General features: G+C 68.2%; 17 protein-coding genes. 9 read left to right on the top strand and 8 right to left on the bottom strand.

From position 1 onward, the window contains the following. Positions 1–187: 187 nt before the first annotated feature. The 3 genes from AC07WJ_RS07765 to AC07WJ_RS07755 are packed head-to-tail and all read right to left on the bottom strand — an operon-like array spanning position 188 to position 3,200. The gene (locus tag AC07WJ_RS07765) at positions 188–565 is read right to left on the bottom strand and encodes a 4Fe-4S binding protein (RefSeq protein ID WP_494933987.1); all 378 of its coding nucleotides are present in this window, start codon (positions 563–565) and stop codon (positions 188–190) included. Then, positions 562–2,202, bottom strand: a complete 1,641-nt coding sequence (locus AC07WJ_RS07760; RefSeq protein ID WP_494933986.1) for an FAD-dependent oxidoreductase — start codon at positions 2,200–2,202, stop codon at positions 562–564. Before AC07WJ_RS07760 ends, AC07WJ_RS07765 begins: the two co-directional genes overlap by 4 nt. Next, entirely contained in the window at positions 2,199–3,200 is a 1,002-nt protein-coding gene (locus AC07WJ_RS07755; RefSeq protein ID WP_494933985.1) for an ABC transporter substrate-binding protein, read from the bottom strand. The genes AC07WJ_RS07760 and AC07WJ_RS07755 overlap by 4 nt, the downstream gene beginning before the upstream one ends. 421 nt (positions 3,201–3,621) lie before the next feature. Here AC07WJ_RS07755 and AC07WJ_RS07750 point away from each other — a divergent pair, with 421 nt between their 5' ends. Then, positions 3,622–4,527: an ABC transporter permease subunit gene (locus tag AC07WJ_RS07750; protein ID WP_494933984.1), complete on the top strand. Its 906-nt coding sequence runs from the start codon at positions 3,622–3,624 to the stop codon at positions 4,525–4,527. Between the two features lie 4 nt (positions 4,528–4,531). After that, the gene (locus AC07WJ_RS07745) at positions 4,532–5,410 is read left to right on the top strand and encodes an ABC transporter ATP-binding protein (protein ID WP_494933983.1); all 879 of its coding nucleotides are present in this window, start codon (positions 4,532–4,534) and stop codon (positions 5,408–5,410) included. A gap of 226 nt (positions 5,411–5,636) precedes the next feature. Here AC07WJ_RS07745 and AC07WJ_RS07740 read toward each other — a convergent pair whose 3' ends face one another. Continuing rightward, a complete protein-coding gene (locus AC07WJ_RS07740; RefSeq protein ID WP_494933982.1) occupies positions 5,637–6,071 on the bottom strand; it encodes a PaaI family thioesterase in 435 nt (144 codons plus the stop codon). Positions 6,072–6,429: 358 nt separating this feature from the next. On the opposite strand from AC07WJ_RS07740, the gene AC07WJ_RS07735 reads away from it, so the two are divergent. From AC07WJ_RS07735 to AC07WJ_RS07710, 6 genes are all read left to right on the top strand, one after another. Then, positions 6,430–7,743, top strand: a complete 1,314-nt coding sequence (locus AC07WJ_RS07735; RefSeq protein ID WP_494933981.1) for an MFS transporter — start codon at positions 6,430–6,432, stop codon at positions 7,741–7,743. A gap of 184 nt (positions 7,744–7,927) precedes the next feature. Then, positions 7,928–9,094 carry an alpha-hydroxy acid oxidase gene (locus tag AC07WJ_RS07730; protein WP_494933980.1) on the top strand — a complete coding sequence of 389 codons (1,167 nt, stop codon included), beginning with the start codon at positions 7,928–7,930 and terminating at the stop codon, positions 9,092–9,094. Positions 9,095–9,559: 465 nt separating this feature from the next. Beyond that, positions 9,560–9,751 carry a hypothetical protein gene (locus tag AC07WJ_RS07725; RefSeq protein ID WP_494933979.1) on the top strand — a complete coding sequence of 64 codons (192 nt, stop codon included), beginning with the start codon at positions 9,560–9,562 and terminating at the stop codon, positions 9,749–9,751. A 78-nt stretch (positions 9,752–9,829) separates the two neighbouring features. Further along, the gene (locus AC07WJ_RS07720; RefSeq protein ID WP_494933978.1) at positions 9,830–10,927 is read left to right on the top strand and encodes a methionine ABC transporter ATP-binding protein; all 1,098 of its coding nucleotides are present in this window, start codon (positions 9,830–9,832) and stop codon (positions 10,925–10,927) included. After that, positions 10,917–11,582 carry a methionine ABC transporter permease gene (locus tag AC07WJ_RS07715; protein WP_494933977.1) on the top strand — a complete coding sequence of 222 codons (666 nt, stop codon included), beginning with the start codon at positions 10,917–10,919 and terminating at the stop codon, positions 11,580–11,582. Before AC07WJ_RS07720 ends, AC07WJ_RS07715 begins: the two co-directional genes overlap by 11 nt. A gap of 60 nt (positions 11,583–11,642) precedes the next feature. Further along, on the top strand, positions 11,643–12,458 hold the full coding sequence (locus tag AC07WJ_RS07710; RefSeq protein ID WP_494933976.1) for a MetQ/NlpA family ABC transporter substrate-binding protein: 816 nt from the start codon (positions 11,643–11,645) through the stop codon (positions 12,456–12,458). A gap of 40 nt (positions 12,459–12,498) precedes the next feature. Here AC07WJ_RS07710 and AC07WJ_RS07705 read toward each other — a convergent pair whose 3' ends face one another. The 3 genes from AC07WJ_RS07705 to AC07WJ_RS07695 all read right to left on the bottom strand — a co-directional run bounded on the left by AC07WJ_RS07705 (position 12,499) and on the right by AC07WJ_RS07695 (position 14,738). Beyond that, positions 12,499–13,131 (bottom strand): LysE family translocator, encoded by a 633-nt coding sequence (locus tag AC07WJ_RS07705; protein ID WP_494933975.1) that lies wholly within the window; start codon positions 13,129–13,131, stop codon positions 12,499–12,501. 13 nt (positions 13,132–13,144) lie between these two features. Further along, positions 13,145–13,312: a hypothetical protein gene (locus AC07WJ_RS07700; RefSeq protein ID WP_494933974.1), complete on the bottom strand. Its 168-nt coding sequence runs from the start codon at positions 13,310–13,312 to the stop codon at positions 13,145–13,147. Between the two features lie 247 nt (positions 13,313–13,559). Next, complete coding sequence (locus AC07WJ_RS07695) at positions 13,560–14,738, bottom strand: MFS transporter (protein ID WP_494933973.1); 1,179 nt, start codon at positions 14,736–14,738, stop codon at positions 13,560–13,562. 47 nt (positions 14,739–14,785) lie between these two features. Between AC07WJ_RS07695 and AC07WJ_RS07690 the strand changes: the two genes are divergently transcribed. Continuing rightward, a complete protein-coding gene (locus tag AC07WJ_RS07690) occupies positions 14,786–15,607 on the top strand; it encodes an AraC family transcriptional regulator (RefSeq protein ID WP_494933972.1) in 822 nt (273 codons plus the stop codon). A gap of 6 nt (positions 15,608–15,613) precedes the next feature. Here AC07WJ_RS07690 and AC07WJ_RS07685 read toward each other — a convergent pair whose 3' ends face one another. Continuing rightward, complete coding sequence (locus AC07WJ_RS07685; RefSeq protein ID WP_494933971.1) at positions 15,614–16,993, bottom strand: protoglobin domain-containing protein; 1,380 nt, start codon at positions 16,991–16,993, stop codon at positions 15,614–15,616. Between the last annotated feature and the right edge of the window lie 77 nt (positions 16,994–17,070).

The following is a 17,070-nucleotide window of genomic DNA, read 5'->3' as shown; positions in this document are numbered from 1 at the left end:
GACTTGGGGTCGAGACGCTCGGGGAGGAGACGCACGACCGGCGCAGACCATGCGCCAGGCGAGGATGCAGCCCGTCATCGGGCGCAGTCATGAAGCCCCCGATCGGACGTCATGGCGATCAGGCAATGCCCTGGGGTGGAAACGGAACAAATACTGAGACCGTCGCACCCGGGCGCCCGACAAGGCGCTACGGCACGGGGGGTCCGGCCGGCTTGCCGGCGTGTTTCACCTCTTGCGCCGCCCGGCGAAACACCGTCTCCATCAGCCATTGCTCGTTCGGATAGCGGTCGGCCCACTCGTCCCAGCCGGAATCGCGGCGATACTGGCCGAGCAGGCCCGAAGCGAGGATCGCCGCCGGATCCACGTGCGTCGGCCGCTCGCAGTCGGGCGCGACATAAAGCGCGTCGGCCCGGCAATAGAGTTCGCACATGAAGCAGGTCTGGCAGTCGGCCTGGCGGGCGATCACGGGCGGGCCGGCCTCGGCGGCGTCGAACACATTGGTCGGGCAGACCGCGACGCAGGCATTGCAGGCCGTGCAGCGCTCGGTGATCACCAGCTCGATCACGATACCAACTCCCCGGCACGGACAGCCGATGGCGGCGAGCCCGCGTCCGGCCTGACCCGGATGTCGTCAAAACCGCCGACCAGCAGGCGTTGGCCGAGCCCCGGATCGAGGCCCGGGCGGTCCTCGCGCCTGTGCATGCCACGGCTCTCGTCGCGGGCGAGCGCCGCCGTCAGCGACCAGCGCGCCGCGGCGATCAGCGCGGCGGTCTCGCGCGACGCCAGGATCTGGGAACCGTCACCGCCGGCGTGATCGGCGATGAGACGCCAGGCCGCGTCGAGCGCCTGGCGCGACCGGCTGAGCCGTGGGCCCGAGCGGAACAGGTTCTTGTCATAAGGATGCATCTCGGAGCGGACGGCCGAACGCAGCGCGGCGAGATCGACCGGCCCGGCCGAAGCCGTCGGCGCGAGGCCGGCGCGGCCGAGCGGCCTCAACCCCGCCCGGTCGTTCGCCCCGGCCCGGCGGGCGAAGGCCGCCGCTCCCTGTCCGGCCCAGGTGCCCGACGACAGCGCCCAGGCGGAATTGACATTGCCACCGCCCGAGCTCGCGCCGGCGACGCGCTCGCGGCTGGCATTGTCGCCGGCGACAAAGAGGCCGGGCACCGTGGTCGCGCAGTCCCGGCCCACGACCTGGACCCCGCCGATGCCGCGGATCGTGCCGTCATTGTGCAGCGTCACCGCGAAGCGCTGCCGATAGGGATCGATGCCCCAGCGGTCGAAAGGCAGCATGACATTGGGCGAAATGGTCGGCAGCCGCGCCTGGATGTCGGCGGGCAGGCGATGCAGCGAGCAGAACACCGGGCCGGCCAGCAGGGCCCGGGCGATGCGCTCGGTCTGGTCCGGCCCGAACGGCGCGTCGATCTCCCGGCCGTCGGCGTCGTAATAGGTCGCGAAGGCATAGGACATGGTCCGCGTCATGGTCGATCGCGCGGGTGCGATCGTATAGGCGGCGGTGAATTCCATGCCCGACAGCGCGGCGCCGGCCTCGGCCGCCATCAGATAGCCGTCACCGGTATTGGTGCGCGAGCCGAGCAGGTGCGACAGGAAGCTGGTGCCGCCGGCGGCGAGCACCACCGCTCCCGCGCTGATGCGCCAGGGCCGGTTCGCCTGCTGCCGCTGCAGGCCCTGCGCGCCGCCGATCGTGCCGTCGGCCGTCGCCAGCAGTTCGAGCGCCGGGCTGTGGTCGAGAATGGTCACGCCGCGTTCGGCCGCGAGGGCGCGCAGCGCGCGCATATATTCCGGCCCGCGCACGGCGCGGTAATTGACCTCGCCGCGATCGTCGGTCGGGAAGCGATAGTGCCGGCCGAGCGTCGGCAGCGTCCGCCAGGTCTGGTCGATGATGGCATGCATCCAATCGGCATCGCCGAGACCGAAGGCAATCGCCTGGCGGCCGCGAACGGCATTCTCGCGCGCCTCCGGCGGATCGGGCGGCGCCCACCAATGGCCGGGCCCGGCCGTGGCGGTGACGCCGCTCGTGCCGCAATAGCCCTTGTCGACCAGCACCACCGAAGCGCCTTCGGCGGCGGCCGCCGCCGCGGCCCAGGCGCCGGCCATGCCGCCGCCGATGACCAGCACGTCGGCGGCGCGCTCGAACCGGTCCGGCAGGCTGTTTCGGCTCCCAGTGCGGTCGATGCCGGTCATGACGGTCCGACGACCACCGCGCTGTTGAACGAGGTGTCGAAGAATTGCCGGACGTCGAGCTGGCGCTGCACCAGGCCGGCGGCGGTATAGAGGTCGGCGGTCGCCTGCTGGTCGGCGACCACCTTGTCGTCGATCCGTTCCGGATTGCTCGGCGCGGTCTCGAACGAGAACTTGGCGACCTCGAAGGAGACGCCGACCAGGCCCGCCCAGAAGCGTGCATAGTCGTCGACATGGCTGTTCGCCCAGAGCCTGGCGAGCGCGACGCGCCGGACGATCTCGGCCACCGCCGCGCGCTTGGCCACGATCGCGCTGTCGAGCGCGTTGAGATAGCTCAGCCCGCTCAGGATGCCGTTCGAGCCGTCGACCACCACCCGGTAATTGTCGACGACGCGGCCCTGGGCGATGAACACGCCCCAGGTCGACCATGCGTCGACCGCGCCGGATTCGAGCGCGGTCTTGGCCTCGGCCGGCAGCAGGAAGGCGAATTTCACCGTGTTGAACGGCAGGCCCTGCGCCTTCAGCGCCGAGAGCACCAGGGCCTGGCCGATCGAACCGCGGCTGGTGCCGATCGTCTTGCCCTTCAGGTCGGCAACCGTCCCGATCGGCGAATTGGGCTTGACCAGCAGGGCGGTCGCCGCGCCGGTGGTGCGATGGGCCGCGACGATCTTGGCCGGCGTGCCATTGGCGAGCGCGAAGGTGGTCGGCGCGTCGCCCGCCCAGGCGAGATCGACGGCGCCGGCATTCAGCGCCTCGAGCAGGGGCGCTGCCGCGACGAACTGGTTGATCTCGATCCGGAACGGCAGGTCGGCGAGCTGGCCCGAAGCCTTCAGCAGGGCTTCGACACCGCCCTTCTGGTCGCCGAGCCGAAGCAGCACCGACGGCTGCGCCCGGACCAGCGCGGGCGCGGCGAGCAACGCCGCGCCTGCCGCCAGCAAGGTCCGGCGCGAGGTCGTCGCCGGACCACCCGCCATAGCGCCGAGGACGATGTCTCTGCTCATTGCTCGATATCCCTGTGATATGCCGCGGAGCCTGCGCGCCGGCCCCGATGACGTCATCCGAACGGGCTCCCGATCGCTCCGGCGAGCCTGCTCCGAAGAGGCCTGAAGTGTCCGGGCGGCATCCTGCACTGTCAACGAGAATGTTCTTTATTAAGAACGATACGATCGCCAAAGAAGGATCTCCCTTGGAACCACGACGAAGCATTTCTTCCCACGCACGCACTGCGCGCGCTCAAAAGTGGCAGGAAAAGCCGCCGACCCGATTTCAACTCGCAAAACAGGTCCGATCGCAACGTCATTTTCCGCCTGAAAAATCGGCAGACGGCATTTGCATTCTCCCCGAGCCATCCTGAAGAGAACTGTCAGCCCCCCTGTACCGTTCTTTAAAAAGAACGTTCTTGTTGACTCCGGCCATCATGCCGTGAACCCTGAGACGGCTTTCGAAGCCCGGGGAGCGGCTCTGGAACCGGCGCTCCGGCCATCGGGCCGGACGCTGCCGAACACGATCGAGGTGACCATGACGGGGGCGGTGACGACATCGGCGGCGGCGCGCCCGTCACCGCTCGCGGCTCTGGTGCGCTATCGCCGCTTCGCCGCGCCGCTGGCGCTCGTCGCGGCCTGGCAGATCGCCTCCTCGCTCGGCGTCACCCCAGGGCGCTCCGTGCCCTCGCCGGTGCAGATCCTCGCGACCTTCTGGGGGCTGATCCGGTCCGGCGAGCTGTTCGAGCATCTCCTGATTTCGCTCGGCCGCGTCTCCGCCGGCCTCGCCATCGGCGTGACGCTCGGCACGGTCCTGGCGCTGGTCGCCGGCCTGTCGAAACAGGGCGAGGACGCGGTCGACGCCACCTTGCAAATGGTCCGGACCCTGCCGCATCTGGCGCTGGTGCCGCTGTTCATCCTGTGGTTCGGCATCGGCGAGACGCCGAAGGTCGCGCTGGTCGCGCTCGGCACGCTGTTCCCAATCTATCTGAACCTGTTCTCCGGCATCCGCGGCGTCGACACCAAGGTGGTCGAGGCGGTCGGCACGCTCGGCCTGACCCGGCTCGAGCTGATCCGCCATGTCATCCTGCCCGGCGCCCTGCCCTCCTTCCTGGTCGGCCTGCGCTATTCGCTCGGTGTCGGCTGGCTCAGCCTGGTGGTCGGCGAACAGATCAATGCCACCAGCGGCATCGGCTATCTCGCCATGTCGGCCCGCGACTTCCTGCGCACCGACATCATCTTCGTCGCCCTCATCGTCTACGCCATGCTCGGCCTCGCGGCCGACCAGATCGTCCGCTCCGTCGAGCGCGCGGTGCTGGTCTGGCGCCCCAGCTTCGTGAAGGAGTGACCCGATGACGATCCATGTCGGCCCGATCGCCCTTGAGCCTGCCGGCCCGGCCGCCGAACCCGTCGTCCGCGTCTCCGGCCTCACCCGCGCATTCGGCGGCCCGAATATCCTCGACAGCCTCGATCTCGCCATCGCCCCCGGCGCTTTCGTCGCCCTGCTCGGACGCTCCGGTTCGGGCAAGTCGACCCTGCTGCGCACGCTCGCCGGGCTCGACCAGGCGCCGGCCGGCACGGTCGAGGTGCCCCAGGAACGGGCTGTGGTGTTCCAGGAGCCGCGCCTGGTGCCGTGGAAGCGGGTCTGGCGCAATGTGGCGCTCGGCCTGCGTGGGCCTGATGTCCGCGGGCGGGCGCTGGCCGCACTGACCGAGGTCGGCCTGTCGCACCGCACCGAGGCCTGGCCGCTGACCCTGTCCGGCGGCGAGGCGCAGCGCACGGCGCTCGCCCGCGCGCTCGTCCGGGAGCCAAAGCTCCTGCTGCTCGACGAACCCTTCGCATCCCTCGACGCGCTGACACGGCTGCGCATGCAGGGCCTCGTCGCCTCCTTGTGGCGGGCCCATGCACCGGCCGTGCTATTGGTCACCCACGACGTCGACGAGGCGCTGCTGCTCGCCGATCGCGCGGTGATCCTGGACCAGGGCCGGATCATCGCCGATATCCCGATCCGGCTCGCGAGGCCGCGCCGCCATGGTGACCCGGCCTTTATCGCACTACGCGCGCGCCTGCTCGCCGAGCTCGGCGTCGACGAGAACGAGATCGGCGGCATCGAGAGCGAAGCGGTGGCCGGCGGCACAGATGTCGATGTCCGCCCGTCGCCGGCGAACGGACCCGTTTCCAACCAGGCGGCGCCCGGCCGGGCGGCGGCGATCTATGCCGCCATGCACTGACCCATTGGGCCGATGCGATCGTGCCGGGCTCGCTCGAAACCAAACGCAAGGCACCGATCGCCATCGACCACACCGTGGTGCGCGAAACGCAGGGCGAAACCGACCTGTTCACCCGCCACGGCGCGCCGCCCACCAGGATCGACGGGACGGCCGCCTTCGACCGGAGCTGCACCACGAGCCCCAGCCTGGGCGATCGAGGGCTCAGGACAGCTGACGACGTGCCGGCCTATATGGCATCCGCCGGCGCCCGCTTGACCACCGACGCCCCGTCGACCAGGCGGGCGGTGGAGGTTGCCCGCGCGACCAGCTGCCCGTCGGCCCCATAGAGGCGCGCCTCCAGGAAGGCGATGGTGCGGCCGAGCTGGACGACCTGCCCCTCGCCGACGAGCGGCCCGGGCCTGGCCGGCGCCAGGAAACTGACATTCATGTCGATCGTCGCGGTATAGCGTTCGCCGCCGCTCATGATCCAGGCCGCCGGCCCCATGCAATCGTCCAGCATGGCGGCCAGGAAGCCGCCCTGGACCGTGCCGGCCGGGTTCAGGAATTCCGGCCGGCCCTCGAAACCGATGCGCACCGTGCCCTTTGCCCGGTCACAGGCGAGAAGCCGCCAGCCGAGCAGGTCCGCCGACGGCGACCGCGGCATTGCAGGACAATCGATCATGGGACCTCCGCGCCGGATTGAACGCGGCGAGCATGACGGCCCGCTGCTGACAGCGTTGCGGCAACAGCGGCGGCACGATCACCCGGCATCGCGCGCCACCCCGAACCTCGCCATCGCCCGCGCCGGCCGGGCCCGCGACCGACCTCCACGGCCAGGAGCCGCATTGCACCCGCCCGGGTAAGCCTTTCCTCTGATAGTGCCGCCCGGCCCGAGCTTCTAGACTTTGCCGACCGTTGTTCGCTCCCGACGACGTATTCGACACCCTGGCCGACGCAGCCCCGACGGCATGACTGCAGTGCCCTTGACGCCGCGCCGCCGGACCGATGGAGCGGACATTCGATCGCATCGGGAGAAGCGCGTGACCGACACCGCCATCGACACCCACATCCATCTCGACGACGCGAAGCGCCGCATCAAGGCGATCTTCATCGGCTCGGTCGGCAATCTGGTCGAGTGGTACGACTTCTACGCCTATACCGCCTTCGCGCTCTATTTCGCGCCGGCCTTCTTCCCCTCGACCGATCCGGTGGTGCAGCAGCTGAACGCCGCCACCCTGTTCGCCGCCGGCTTCATCGTCCGGCCGCTCGGCGGCTGGCTGTTCGGCCATCTCGCCGACCGCTACGGCCGGCGCGTCTCGCTCACCGTCTCGGTGATCATGATGTGCGTGGGATCGCTGATCATCGCGGTGACGCCGACCTATGCCACGATCGGCTTCGCGGCCCCGGTCATGCTCGGCCTGGCGCGCATCATCGAAGGCCTCAGCCTCGGCGGCGAATATGGCGCCAGCGCCACCTATCTCACCGAGGTGGCCGACCCGAACCACCGCGGTTTCTATTCGAGCTTCCAATATGTGACGCTGATCGGCGGCCAGCTCACCGCCATCCTGGTGCTGCTGCTCCTGCAGAACGTCTTCCTCACCCACGAGCAGTTGGTGGCATGGGGCTGGCGCATCCCCTTCGTCATTGGCGCCTGCCTCGCCATCGTCGCCGCCTTCATGCGCCGCCATATGCACGAGACCGAGGCCTTCCTGGAGGCCAACAAGGCGCCGAAACGGACGAGCTCGCTGCGCGGCCTGCTCAACTATCCGCGCGAGGTGGCCATCGTCGTCGGCCTGACCGCCGGCGGCACCGCCGCCTTCTACACCTTCACCACCTATATGCAGACCTTCGTCCGCCAGACGGTCGGGCTCGACGATCTCACCACGACCTATGTGATCGCCGCCTCGCTGATCTTCGCCGCGCTGCTGCAGCCGCTCTACGGCGCCCTGTCGGACCGGGTCGGCCGCAAGCCCCTGCTGATCTTCTTCGGCCTTGCCGGGACGCTGCTGACCGTGCCGATCCTGACCACCTTGGCCGGCACGAAGTCGCCCTTCATGGCCTTCCTCCTGATCTCCGGCGCCTGGATCTTCACCGCCTGCTACACCTCGATCAACGCCGTGGTGAAGGCCGAGCTGTTCCCGACCTCGATCCGGGCGACCGGCATCGCGGTACCCTATGCCGTCACCGTCTCGATCTTCGGCGGCACGGCGCCGGTCATCGCGCTCTGGTTCAAGCAGCAAGGCCACGAGCAGTGGTTCTACTACTACCTGTCCGGCGTCATCTTCGTCTCGCTGCTGGTCTATGCCAGCATGCGCGACACCAAACACAACTCGGCCATGCACCGGCACGACTGAGCGGCCCGGCCCGATCGGCAGGCGGCGCCGAGGCGGGCCGAGGCCTGGCGGTCGGCCCGCGCGAGCCGGTCTTTCCGGCATGGGCGGGCCGCTCGGCGCCCGGTCGCCTGCCTGGCCGGGCCTGTGTTACAGATCTGCCACGCGCCCGAACCGGCGAAGGCAGTGCTGCTGAGAGAAGACTTCAATGTCCCGGACCATTACCTGCATCGAAGACCTGCGCCTGATCGCCAAGCGGCGGGTGCCGCGGATGTTCTACGACTATGCCGATTCCGGCGCCTGGACCGAGAGCACCTACCGCGCCAACGAGGCCGATTTCGGCCGGATCAAGCTGCGCCAGCGGGTTGCCGTCGACATGAGCAACCGGACGCTCGAAAGCACCATGGTCGGCCAGAAAGTCGCCATGCCCGTGGCGATCGCGCCGACCGGGCTGACCGGCATGCAGCACGCCGACGGCGAGATCCTGGCCGCCCGCGCCGCCGAAAAGGCCGGCATTCCCTTCACGCTGTCGACCATGAGCATCTGCTCGATCGAGGACGTCGCCGAGAACACCTCGAGCCCGTTCTGGTTCCAGCTCTACGTCATGCGCGACCGCGACTTCATCAACAAGCTGATCGACCGCGCCAAGGCGGCCCGCTGCTCGGCCCTGGTGCTCACCCTCGACCTGCAGATCCTCGGCCAGCGCCACAAGGACATCCGCAACGGCCTGAGCGCGCCGCCCAAGCCGACGCTCGCCAACCTGATCAATCTCGCCACCAAGCCGCGCTGGTGCCTGGGCATGCTGGGCACCAAACGGCGCACCTTCCGCAACATTGCCGGCCACGCCAAGGGCGTCGAGGACATGACGTCGCTGTCGGCCTGGACCGCCGAGCAGTTCGACCCGACGCTGAGCTGGGACGACGTCAAGTGGATCAAGGACCGCTGGGGCGGCAAGCTGATCCTGAAGGGCATCCTGGATCCCGAGGATGCCGAGCTCGCGGCGCGCAGCGGCGCCGACGCGCTGATCGTTTCCAACCATGGCGGCCGCCAGCTCGACGGCGCCATGTCCTCGATCGCGGCCCTGCCCTCCATCGTGCAGACCGTCGGCGACCGTATCGAGGTGCTGATGGACGGCGGCATCCGGTCCGGCCAGGACGTGATCAAGGCGCTGGCGCTCGGCGCCAAGGGCGTCTTCATCGGCCGCGCCTTCCTCTATGGCCTCGGCGCCATGGGCGAGGAAGGTGTCACGACCTGCCTGAACATCATCCGCAAGGAGCTCGACACCACCATGGCGCTGTGCGGCCTGCGTGACGTCAAGACCGTCGACCGCAACATCCTGGTCACCCCGGGCTCCAGCTCCAACATGCCCGTCTGACCCATCTGCCGGGCGCGGCCCTTTTGCAGAAAGAGGAAGAACTTATCGTCGCGGCGCGCCTGCCGCCGCGGCGAGACAGGATCATCTTTTCAAACCGGCCATTCGCGACAATAAATTTCCAATTCGCGCATTCTTTTAAAAGAACAATTCGGTTGACATAACGACCGGACGCCATCATTTTGAACTCACTGCACAGCGCCCGGCGCTGGACGGTCGCGGGATTTGATGGAGCAGCTTGCACCGCGTCACCAAGGGCTAAAGCGCCACGAAGCGAATTCGTGGGCTCCCGTTTTGGAGAGTTTGCGATGAGCTTCGGGACTTGGCCTTCGGGCGCTTCCTCCCAGACTGAACACTGCCACCGGATGTCCTCGGTGATGGGGTCGTGTCGACGCTCCCAAGCGTCGATCATCCCTCCCTCGACCTCCCCTCGAAGAGGCGCCGGCGACGTCCGGTGGCAGATTTTTCATGTCCGACACCATCATCATTGAACTCGACGACGAGCCCATCGGCCTTGGCCAGCGTACCCGCGGGGGTCTGCGCTTCTTCGCCTCCGCCAGATCGGTCCAGTCCCTCGACCATCAGGTGTTCCGTTCGATCCACGGCATCGAGCGCGCCGCCCGCGACCTGATCGCGACGGCGCGGCGCCGCGCCGCCTGATCCAGTCATTCCCGATCGCGACAGGACCCGGGGTTCCGATCCCGGGGCCGTCGCCCCATTGAACGAAGCCATTGCATCATGAACGCCGTCACCCAATTCAGGGACCCCGTCGCGGTCCTGCCGGCCGCCGAGCCGGCCATTCGCTTCGAGGCCTTGTCCAAGGTCTATCCGGCCCGCAATGCCGATCCGGCGGTCACGGCGCTCGACGCGGTCACCCTGTCGGTCGCCAAGGGCGCGATCGCCGGCATTATCGGCCGCTCCGGCGCGGGCAAGTCGACCTTGCTGCGTGCCATCAACGGCCTGGAGCGGCCGAGCTCCGGCTCGGTCTTCGTCGACAATATCGATGTCGCGGCCCTCGACACGGCCGGCCTGCGCAACCTGCGCCGGCGCATCGGCATGATCTTCCAGCACTTCAACCTTTTGTCTTCGCGCACCGTCTTCGACAATATCGCCCTGCCGCTCGAACTCGCCGGCACGCCGAAGCCGACGATCAAGGCGCGTGTGGACAATCTGATCGAGCTGGTCGGCCTGGCCGACAAGCGCGGCCGCTACCCCGCCGAATTGTCCGGCGGCCAGAAGCAGCGGGTCGGCATCGCCCGGGCGCTCGCCACCGAGCCGAAAGTGCTGCTGTCGGACGAGGCGACCTCGGCACTCGACCCGGAAACCACCCGGTCGATCCTCGCCCTGCTGCGCCGGGTCAACGAGATCACCGGCGTCACCATCGTGCTGATCACCCATGAGATGCAGGTGATCAAGGAGATCTGCGACCAGGTCGCGGTGATCGAGGCCGGCCGGATCATCGAGGAGGGACCGGTCTACCAGGTCTTCGCCGCGCCCGGCACCGAGACGACCCGTACCTTCGTCTCCTCGGTCACCGGTGGCGAACTGCCGCGCGACATCGCCGCGCGGCTGACCTCCGACCCGGCCGGCGCCCGCCATGCCGTGCTGCGCATCGTCTTCACCGGCGAGAACGCCACCGCCCCGATCCTGTCGCGGCTGTCGCGCTCGCTCGACATCGACGTCAACGTGCTGTCCGGCCAGGTCGACGAGATCGGCCGCCAGCCCTTCGGCAATCTCATGGTGACCATCCCGGCGAAGACGGAAACCGTCGGGGCCGTCACCGGGCTGATCAACGCCCATGGCCTGAAGGTGGAGGTGCTCGGTTATGTCGCCTGAAATCATCAACCTGATCTGGGCCGCCACCGGCCAGACCCTCTACATGGTCGCCGCCGCGGCCCTTGTCGGCACCCTCATCGGCCTGCCGCTCGGCCTGTTCCTCGCCACCAGTGGCAAGGGCGAGCTGTTCGAATGCGTTCCGGTCAACCGGGTGCTCGGCGTCGTCGTCAACGCCACTCGCTCGACCCCCTTCATCATCCTGGTGGTGGCGATCATCCCGTTCACCCGGTTGATCGCCGGCACATCCATCGGCACCACGGCCGCCATCGTGCCGCTGACGGTGGCATCCGCCCCGTTCATCGCGCGCATCATCGAAGCGGCGATCCGCGAGGTCGACCAAGGCCTGGTCGAGGCCTCCAAGGCGATGGGCGCGACCTCGCTGCAGATCGTGCTGAAGGTGCTCCTGCCCGAGGCCCTGCCGGCCATCGTGCTCGGCCTGACGCTCACCGTCGTCAGCCTCATCGGCTATTCCGCCATGGTCGGCGCGGTCGGTGCCGGCGGCCTCGGCGATCTCGGCATCCGGTTCGGCTACCAGCGCTTCATGCCCGACGTCATGGCCGCCGTGGTCGTGGTCCTGATCGTGCTGGTCCAGGCGGTCCAGACCATTGGCGAGGCGATCGCCCGCAAGGTCAACAAGCGCATCCGCGGCGCCTGAGCCGCCGGAGTTCCCCCAAATCCCCTCGTCAACTCATTCCCTTCGAACCTGGAGATCCCTATGTCCGATCATCGTTTCGACCGCCGCACCTTGCTCGGCGCCGGCGCCTTCACCCTCACCGCGCTGGCAGCGCCCAGCATCGCCCGCGCGCAGGCCCCGACCGTCATCCGCATCGGCGGCACCGGCGGCCCGCATTCGCAGATCCTGGAAGCGGTGAAGCCGGTCGCCGCCAAGCGTGGCCTCGACCTCAAGATCACCGAGTTTTCCGACTATATCATCCCGAACGCGGCGCTGGCCGCCGGCGAACTCGACGCCAATTCCTACCAGCACAAGCCGTTCCTCGATCAGCAGAACGCCGACCGCAAATATGACCTGGTCAGCGTCGGCCTGACGGTCAATTTCCCGCTCGGCGTCTATTCGAAGAAGTACAAGACCTGGGCCGAGGTGCCGGATGGCGCCCAGATCGCCATTCCCAATGACCCGACCAATGGCGGCCGCACGCTGCTGCTGTTCCAGGACAAGGGCCTGATCAAGCTGAAGGCCGGCGTCGGCTACAGCCCGACCGTCGTCGACATCATCGAGAATATCAGGAAGTTCCGCTTCCTGGAGATCGAGGCGGCGCAGACGCCGCGCTCGCTCGACGATGTCGCGGCCGCCGCGGTCAATACCAATTTCGCCATTCCCGCCGGCCTCAACCCGACCCGCGACGCGCTGCTGCGCGAAGACCCGAAGGGCCCCTATGTCAACCTGATCGCGGTGCGCGCGGTCGACAAGGACAAGCCCTGGATCAAGCCGCTGGTCGAAAGCTACCAGTCGGCGGAGGTGAAGGCCTTCATCGAGAAGACCTTCCAGGGTTCGGTGATCGCGGCCTGGTAAAGCCGCCGAAACAGGGGCCGGCCTGCGGGCCGGCCCTTGCTCAGCTCCGTTGCAACGCCAGGTGCGCGCCCAGGCCGACCAGCATCGCGCCACCCGCCCGGCGCAGCAGGCGCTGCGCTCGGCTCGAGCGCCGCAGCCGCGTCTCCACCGCGCTCGCCAGCAGCACGCAGACGATATCGGCGAGCGAGAACATCAGGTTGACGAAGGTTCCGAGCAGAACGAACTGCAGCCAGATCGGCACGCCGCCCGCGGGATCGATGAACTGCGGCAGGAAGGCCAGAAAGAACACCGCCGTCTTCGGATTGAGCAGCTCGACGGTGACGCTCTCCAGGAAGGCACGCCGGCCGGATTGCGGCGTGGCACCGGCCGCCCCGCCACCGGCCTCGCCCTTGGCGCGGAACAGCGAAATGCCCAGCCAGACCAGATAGACGGCGCCGGCGAACTTCACCACCATGTAGAGGATCGGCACCGCGTGAAACAGGATCGACAGCCCGGCCGCCGCCGCGATCACATGGCCATAGCCGCCGAGATGAATGCCGAGTGACGCCATGAAGCCGGACCAGCGCCCGCCGGCCAGCGTCCGGGCGGCGGCATAGAGCATGGCCGGACCGGGCATGAAGGCGAAGATGGCGGTCGTGACGAAGAACGCCAGGAGCACGTCCAGGGAAGGCATTGCGGGCCTCGCCTCAACTCATGGTCGGAATGCGGGTCGCAACCTCGCGCTCCCGCGGGTCCGGACTTTGCGACGGCCCGGCGACGACGCCGGCCCGGTCGACGGTCGCCAGGCGCGCCACCCGCATGGCCTCATGGATGTCGGCGAGATCTTCCATCTTGAACTGCAGAGGCATGTACAAGGCTGCGGGTCCTTCTTTTCGACGGCGACCCGGTTGGCGGCCGCCGGCTGGCGCGACCGTCATACTCGCGTGGAAGCGGTCTGCCGTGAAGGGCCATTTCGGTTGAAGCGAGAAGGCCGGTTTGCCCTGCCGCCAGACGAAAAGCGCAGCCGAATCAACCCTCTCCCAAAGGGAGAAGGTTGATTTCGCTGCGCTTTCGCTCGCTTCGACGTTTCCGGAAAACCTCGCGGCCCGTAGATCCCGCCCTTCACTCCGCCGGCACCACAGCCGTCACCTCGCGGTCGCGCGGAAAGGTCAGGGCGGCGAGCGCGATCAGCGTGCACAGGCCCGCCAGCACCTGGAAGGTCAGCGTGAAGCCGCCGGTGCGATGCAGCCAGGCGACCAGCCAGACCGCGCAGGCGCCGACCCCGAAGGTGATGGTGTAGCGCGCCGCGAAGGCGCGGGCCCGCCACTCGTCGCTGGTATATTTGCCGGTCATCGCATCGTTCAGCGTCACCTGGCTGTACATGACGGTGACCACCCCGGTGGCGGCGATCAGCATGGCCCAGTCCTGGGCGACCGAGGCCAACAGCAGGAACGGTGTCAGCGCGAAACCGATCGGGATGAACAAGGTCCGCAACGGATAGCGGTCGATCAGATGACCAACGGTATATTGGGAGATCGCACCGCAGAGATAAACCATGAAGCCGATCGTGCCGACCACCGCCGGCGCCGAGCCGAACATGGTGATGCGCTCCTGGATCAGCTTGGGCAGGGCCACCGTCACGGCGTTGAAGGTGATGCCGAGCGAAAACGCCACGAACAGCAGGATGACGAAGACCCGCATCATCTCGTCGCGGCCGATGCGCGCCTGGCCGCCGGCCTTCGAGCCGAGCCGCTTCTCGTCCCGGACATTGGCCATGAAGGCGATGCCGACGACGATGCTGACGAAACCCGGAATGAAGAAAGCCGCGCGCCAGCCGAACCATTGGGTCAGGGCGCCGGTGATCAGCGCCGAAAACGCCACGCCGAGATTGCCCCAGACGCCGTTGATGCCGATGTCGCGGCCGAGCTTCTGGGCGTGTGACACCAGCATGGCCGTGCCGACCGGGTGATAGATCGCGCCGAAGCCGCCAATGGCGGTGAGCCCGATGGCGAGTTCGGTGGCATTGCGGGCAAGGCCCGTGGCGGCCACCGCCAACCCGCCGCCGATGAAGAAGATCGCCAGCATGTTGCGCCGGCTCCAGCGGTCGCCGAGCCAGCCGGCCGGCATCGACAGGGCGCCGAAGGCGATGAAGCCGCCGAGCGACAGCGGCAAGAGGTCGCCGAAGGGCACGCCGAACTCGGTCGCCATGGTCAGCACGGCGGTGGCGAAGATCAGCATCATCAGGTGGTCGAGCGCATGCGCGATATTGATATAGGCGATGACGGTGGTCGGGCGGTTCATCGGAGGCGTCCATTGGCGGGATCAGCCTGGCCAGACTAGGATGGCTTATGAAGGATGTAACGCCAACTCCTGTCGACAAGACGCCAGACACCGCCTTCGAGGCCGGCATTGGCGTTCTGGCCCGCCGCTATCCCCAGGGCACCCATCTGGCCCTGCACCGGCACGAAACGGCACAGCTCATCTTTGCCGTGGCGGGCACCATGCAGGTCACCACGCCGACCGGCCGCTGGCTGGTGCCGCCCGAGCGCGCCGTCTGGGTGCCGGTCCGCTTCGCCCATGCCATCGACATGCTCTCGGATGTCGAGATGCGCTCGACCTATGTCGCCGCCTCCGCGCCCCATGGCGGCTGGGTCGCGCCGGCGCCAAGCCAGGATCGGGTGATCGCGGTCTCGACCTTGCTGCGCGCACTCATTCTCGCCCAGTTCGATCGGCCGCTGACGGCTGGCCGCCGCCGGGCGATCACAGCCCTGCTGCTCGACGAAGTGGCGCGCGCCGAACCGGCGCCGACTTTCGTCCCGATGCCGCGCAGCCAGGCGATGATCCGGCTCGCCGAGGCCGTCATCGCCGATCCCGCCGGCACGGCCGACCTCGCCGATCTCGCGGCGCGCGCCGGCACCTCGGTGCGCACCGCCTCCCGGCTGTTTCCGGCGGAGACGGCATTGACCTTCAAGGCCTGGCGCCAGCGCGCCCGCATCATGGCGGCGATCCAGGTGCTCGGCCGCGGCGCCTCCGTCAAGGAGGCGGCGCGAGCCCTGGGCTTTTCGTCTTCGGCCGCCTTTGGCGTCGCCTTCAAGGCCGTCACCGGCAAGAGCCCGGGCAGCTTCTTCGATCCGGCCGGCCGGTCCGCCGATAGCGGCCAGGCCGGCTGAGGCGCCTCACACCGCGCGGGGCAGCGGCTGCGCGGCCTTGGCCGCGGCCTCCGGCTCGCTGGTCAGGGCGTGCAGGAAGTGGCGCACCTCTTCGGCGAGCCGCGACGATTGTTCGGCGAGATCGCCCGATGTGGTGAACACCTCCGCGGCCACGCCCTTGGTCTGGTCGATCCCGTCATTCACCTGCGACACGTTGGACGACAATGTGCGGGTGGTCTGCGCCGCCATCTGGGCGCTCGCCGCGATCTCGCGGGTGGCCGCATCCTGCTCCTCGATCGCCCCGGCGATCGAACTGGTGACCGCGTGGATCTCGGTCATCGTGCGCGCCACGTCGCGGATGGTGCTGACCGCGCTCGCGGTCGAGGTCTGGATGCCGGCGATCTGCTGGGCGATCTCGCCCGTCGCCTTGGAGGTCTGGGCGGCGAGCTGCTTGACCTCCTGCGCGACGACCGCGAACCCCCGCCCCGCCTCGCCGGCCCGCGCCGCCTCGATGGTCGCGTTGAGCGCCAGGAGGTTGGTCTGCGACGCGATCGCCTGGATCAGGCCGACCACGTCGCCGATCTTCTGAGCCGCATCGGAAAGCCGCGCCACATCCGCCGAGGATGCTTCCGTCATGCCCGTGGCGCTGCGCACCACCATTGTCGCATTGCCGACCTGGCGCGAGATTTCGTGGATCGATTGGGTCAGTTCCTCGGCCGCCGAGGCGACCGTCTGGACATTGACCGAGGTTTCCTCCGACGCGGTCGCCGCCGACATCGCCTCGTCGGAAGCGCTTGCTGCGATGGCGGTCAGCGACTGTGACGTCGCCTGCATGCGCCGGGCGCTGCCGTCGACGATCTGCAGCACGCCCTCGGTCGCCTGCCGGAACGCCGCGACGGCCGCGTTGACCTGCTCGTTCCGGGCCGCCCGCTCTTCCAGCAGCACCTGCTGATAGGTCGAGATGGCGAGGTCCAGGTCGAACAGCACCACCTTGTTCAGGCTCTCGATCAGCCGCGCGGCCGTGGCCGGCGCGAAACGGTGCTTCTTCAGGACGAGACGGGCGAGCTCCGACAGCATGAATTGGTAGCCGCCGATATACCAGCGCGGCTCCAGCCCGATGCGATGATGAGCACGCCCGATGCGGTCGATGCTTTCGGCATAACCGGCATCGAAGGTACCGCTGAACAGCCGCTCCCAATGCCGGACCTGGGCGCTTTCCAGCGCGCCTTGCCGGCTGCCGATCAGTGCCGCCATCTGCGGCTCGGCCTGCAGATGGGCATAAAAGCGCTGCAGGATGCCGCCCAGCGCCGGCGCGATCAGGGCCCACAGCGGCTTGAGATCGGCTTCCGTGCCACGGTCGATCCGCGCGAAAGCCAGCCTTGCGGCGAGATCCCGGTCCTGTGTCATGAAGCAGCCGTCCCATGCAACGAAATACGATGCCGGATAACTGCCCAAGAATGCTTAATGGATTGTTTATACATAAC

This window comes from Phreatobacter sp. GW821-FHT04C01 (assembly GCF_059420385.1).
Note: the sequence above shows the minus strand (reverse complement) of the source record. Positions and strands in the feature narration are given on the sequence as shown.

Bases quoted from the DNA above. Each gene is read 5' to 3' on its own strand.
- AC07WJ_RS07760 (WP_494933986.1), bottom strand. From the start codon at position 2,202: ATGACCGGCATCGACCGCACTGGGAGCCGAAACAGCCTGCCGGACCGG.
- AC07WJ_RS07755 (WP_494933985.1), bottom strand. From the start codon at position 3,200: ATGAGCAGAGACATCGTCCTCGGCGCTATGGCGGGTGGTCCGGCGACG.
- AC07WJ_RS07745 (WP_494933983.1), top strand. From the start codon at position 4,532: ATGACGATCCATGTCGGCCCGATCGCCCTTGAGCCTGCCGGCCCGGCC.
- AC07WJ_RS07740 (WP_494933982.1), bottom strand. From the start codon at position 6,071: ATGATCGATTGTCCTGCAATGCCGCGGTCGCCGTCGGCGGACCTGCTC.
- AC07WJ_RS07730 (WP_494933980.1), top strand. From the start codon at position 7,928: ATGTCCCGGACCATTACCTGCATCGAAGACCTGCGCCTGATCGCCAAG.
- AC07WJ_RS07725 (WP_494933979.1), top strand. From the start codon at position 9,560: ATGTCCGACACCATCATCATTGAACTCGACGACGAGCCCATCGGCCTT.
- AC07WJ_RS07720 (WP_494933978.1), top strand. From the start codon at position 9,830: ATGAACGCCGTCACCCAATTCAGGGACCCCGTCGCGGTCCTGCCGGCC.
- AC07WJ_RS07715 (WP_494933977.1), top strand. From the start codon at position 10,917: ATGTCGCCTGAAATCATCAACCTGATCTGGGCCGCCACCGGCCAGACC.
- AC07WJ_RS07710 (WP_494933976.1), top strand. From the start codon at position 11,643: ATGTCCGATCATCGTTTCGACCGCCGCACCTTGCTCGGCGCCGGCGCC.
- AC07WJ_RS07705 (WP_494933975.1), bottom strand. From the start codon at position 13,131: ATGCCTTCCCTGGACGTGCTCCTGGCGTTCTTCGTCACGACCGCCATC.
- AC07WJ_RS07695 (WP_494933973.1), bottom strand. From the start codon at position 14,738: ATGAACCGCCCGACCACCGTCATCGCCTATATCAATATCGCGCATGCG.
- AC07WJ_RS07690 (WP_494933972.1), top strand. From the start codon at position 14,786: ATGAAGGATGTAACGCCAACTCCTGTCGACAAGACGCCAGACACCGCC.
- AC07WJ_RS07685 (WP_494933971.1), bottom strand. From the start codon at position 16,993: ATGACACAGGACCGGGATCTCGCCGCAAGGCTGGCTTTCGCGCGGATC.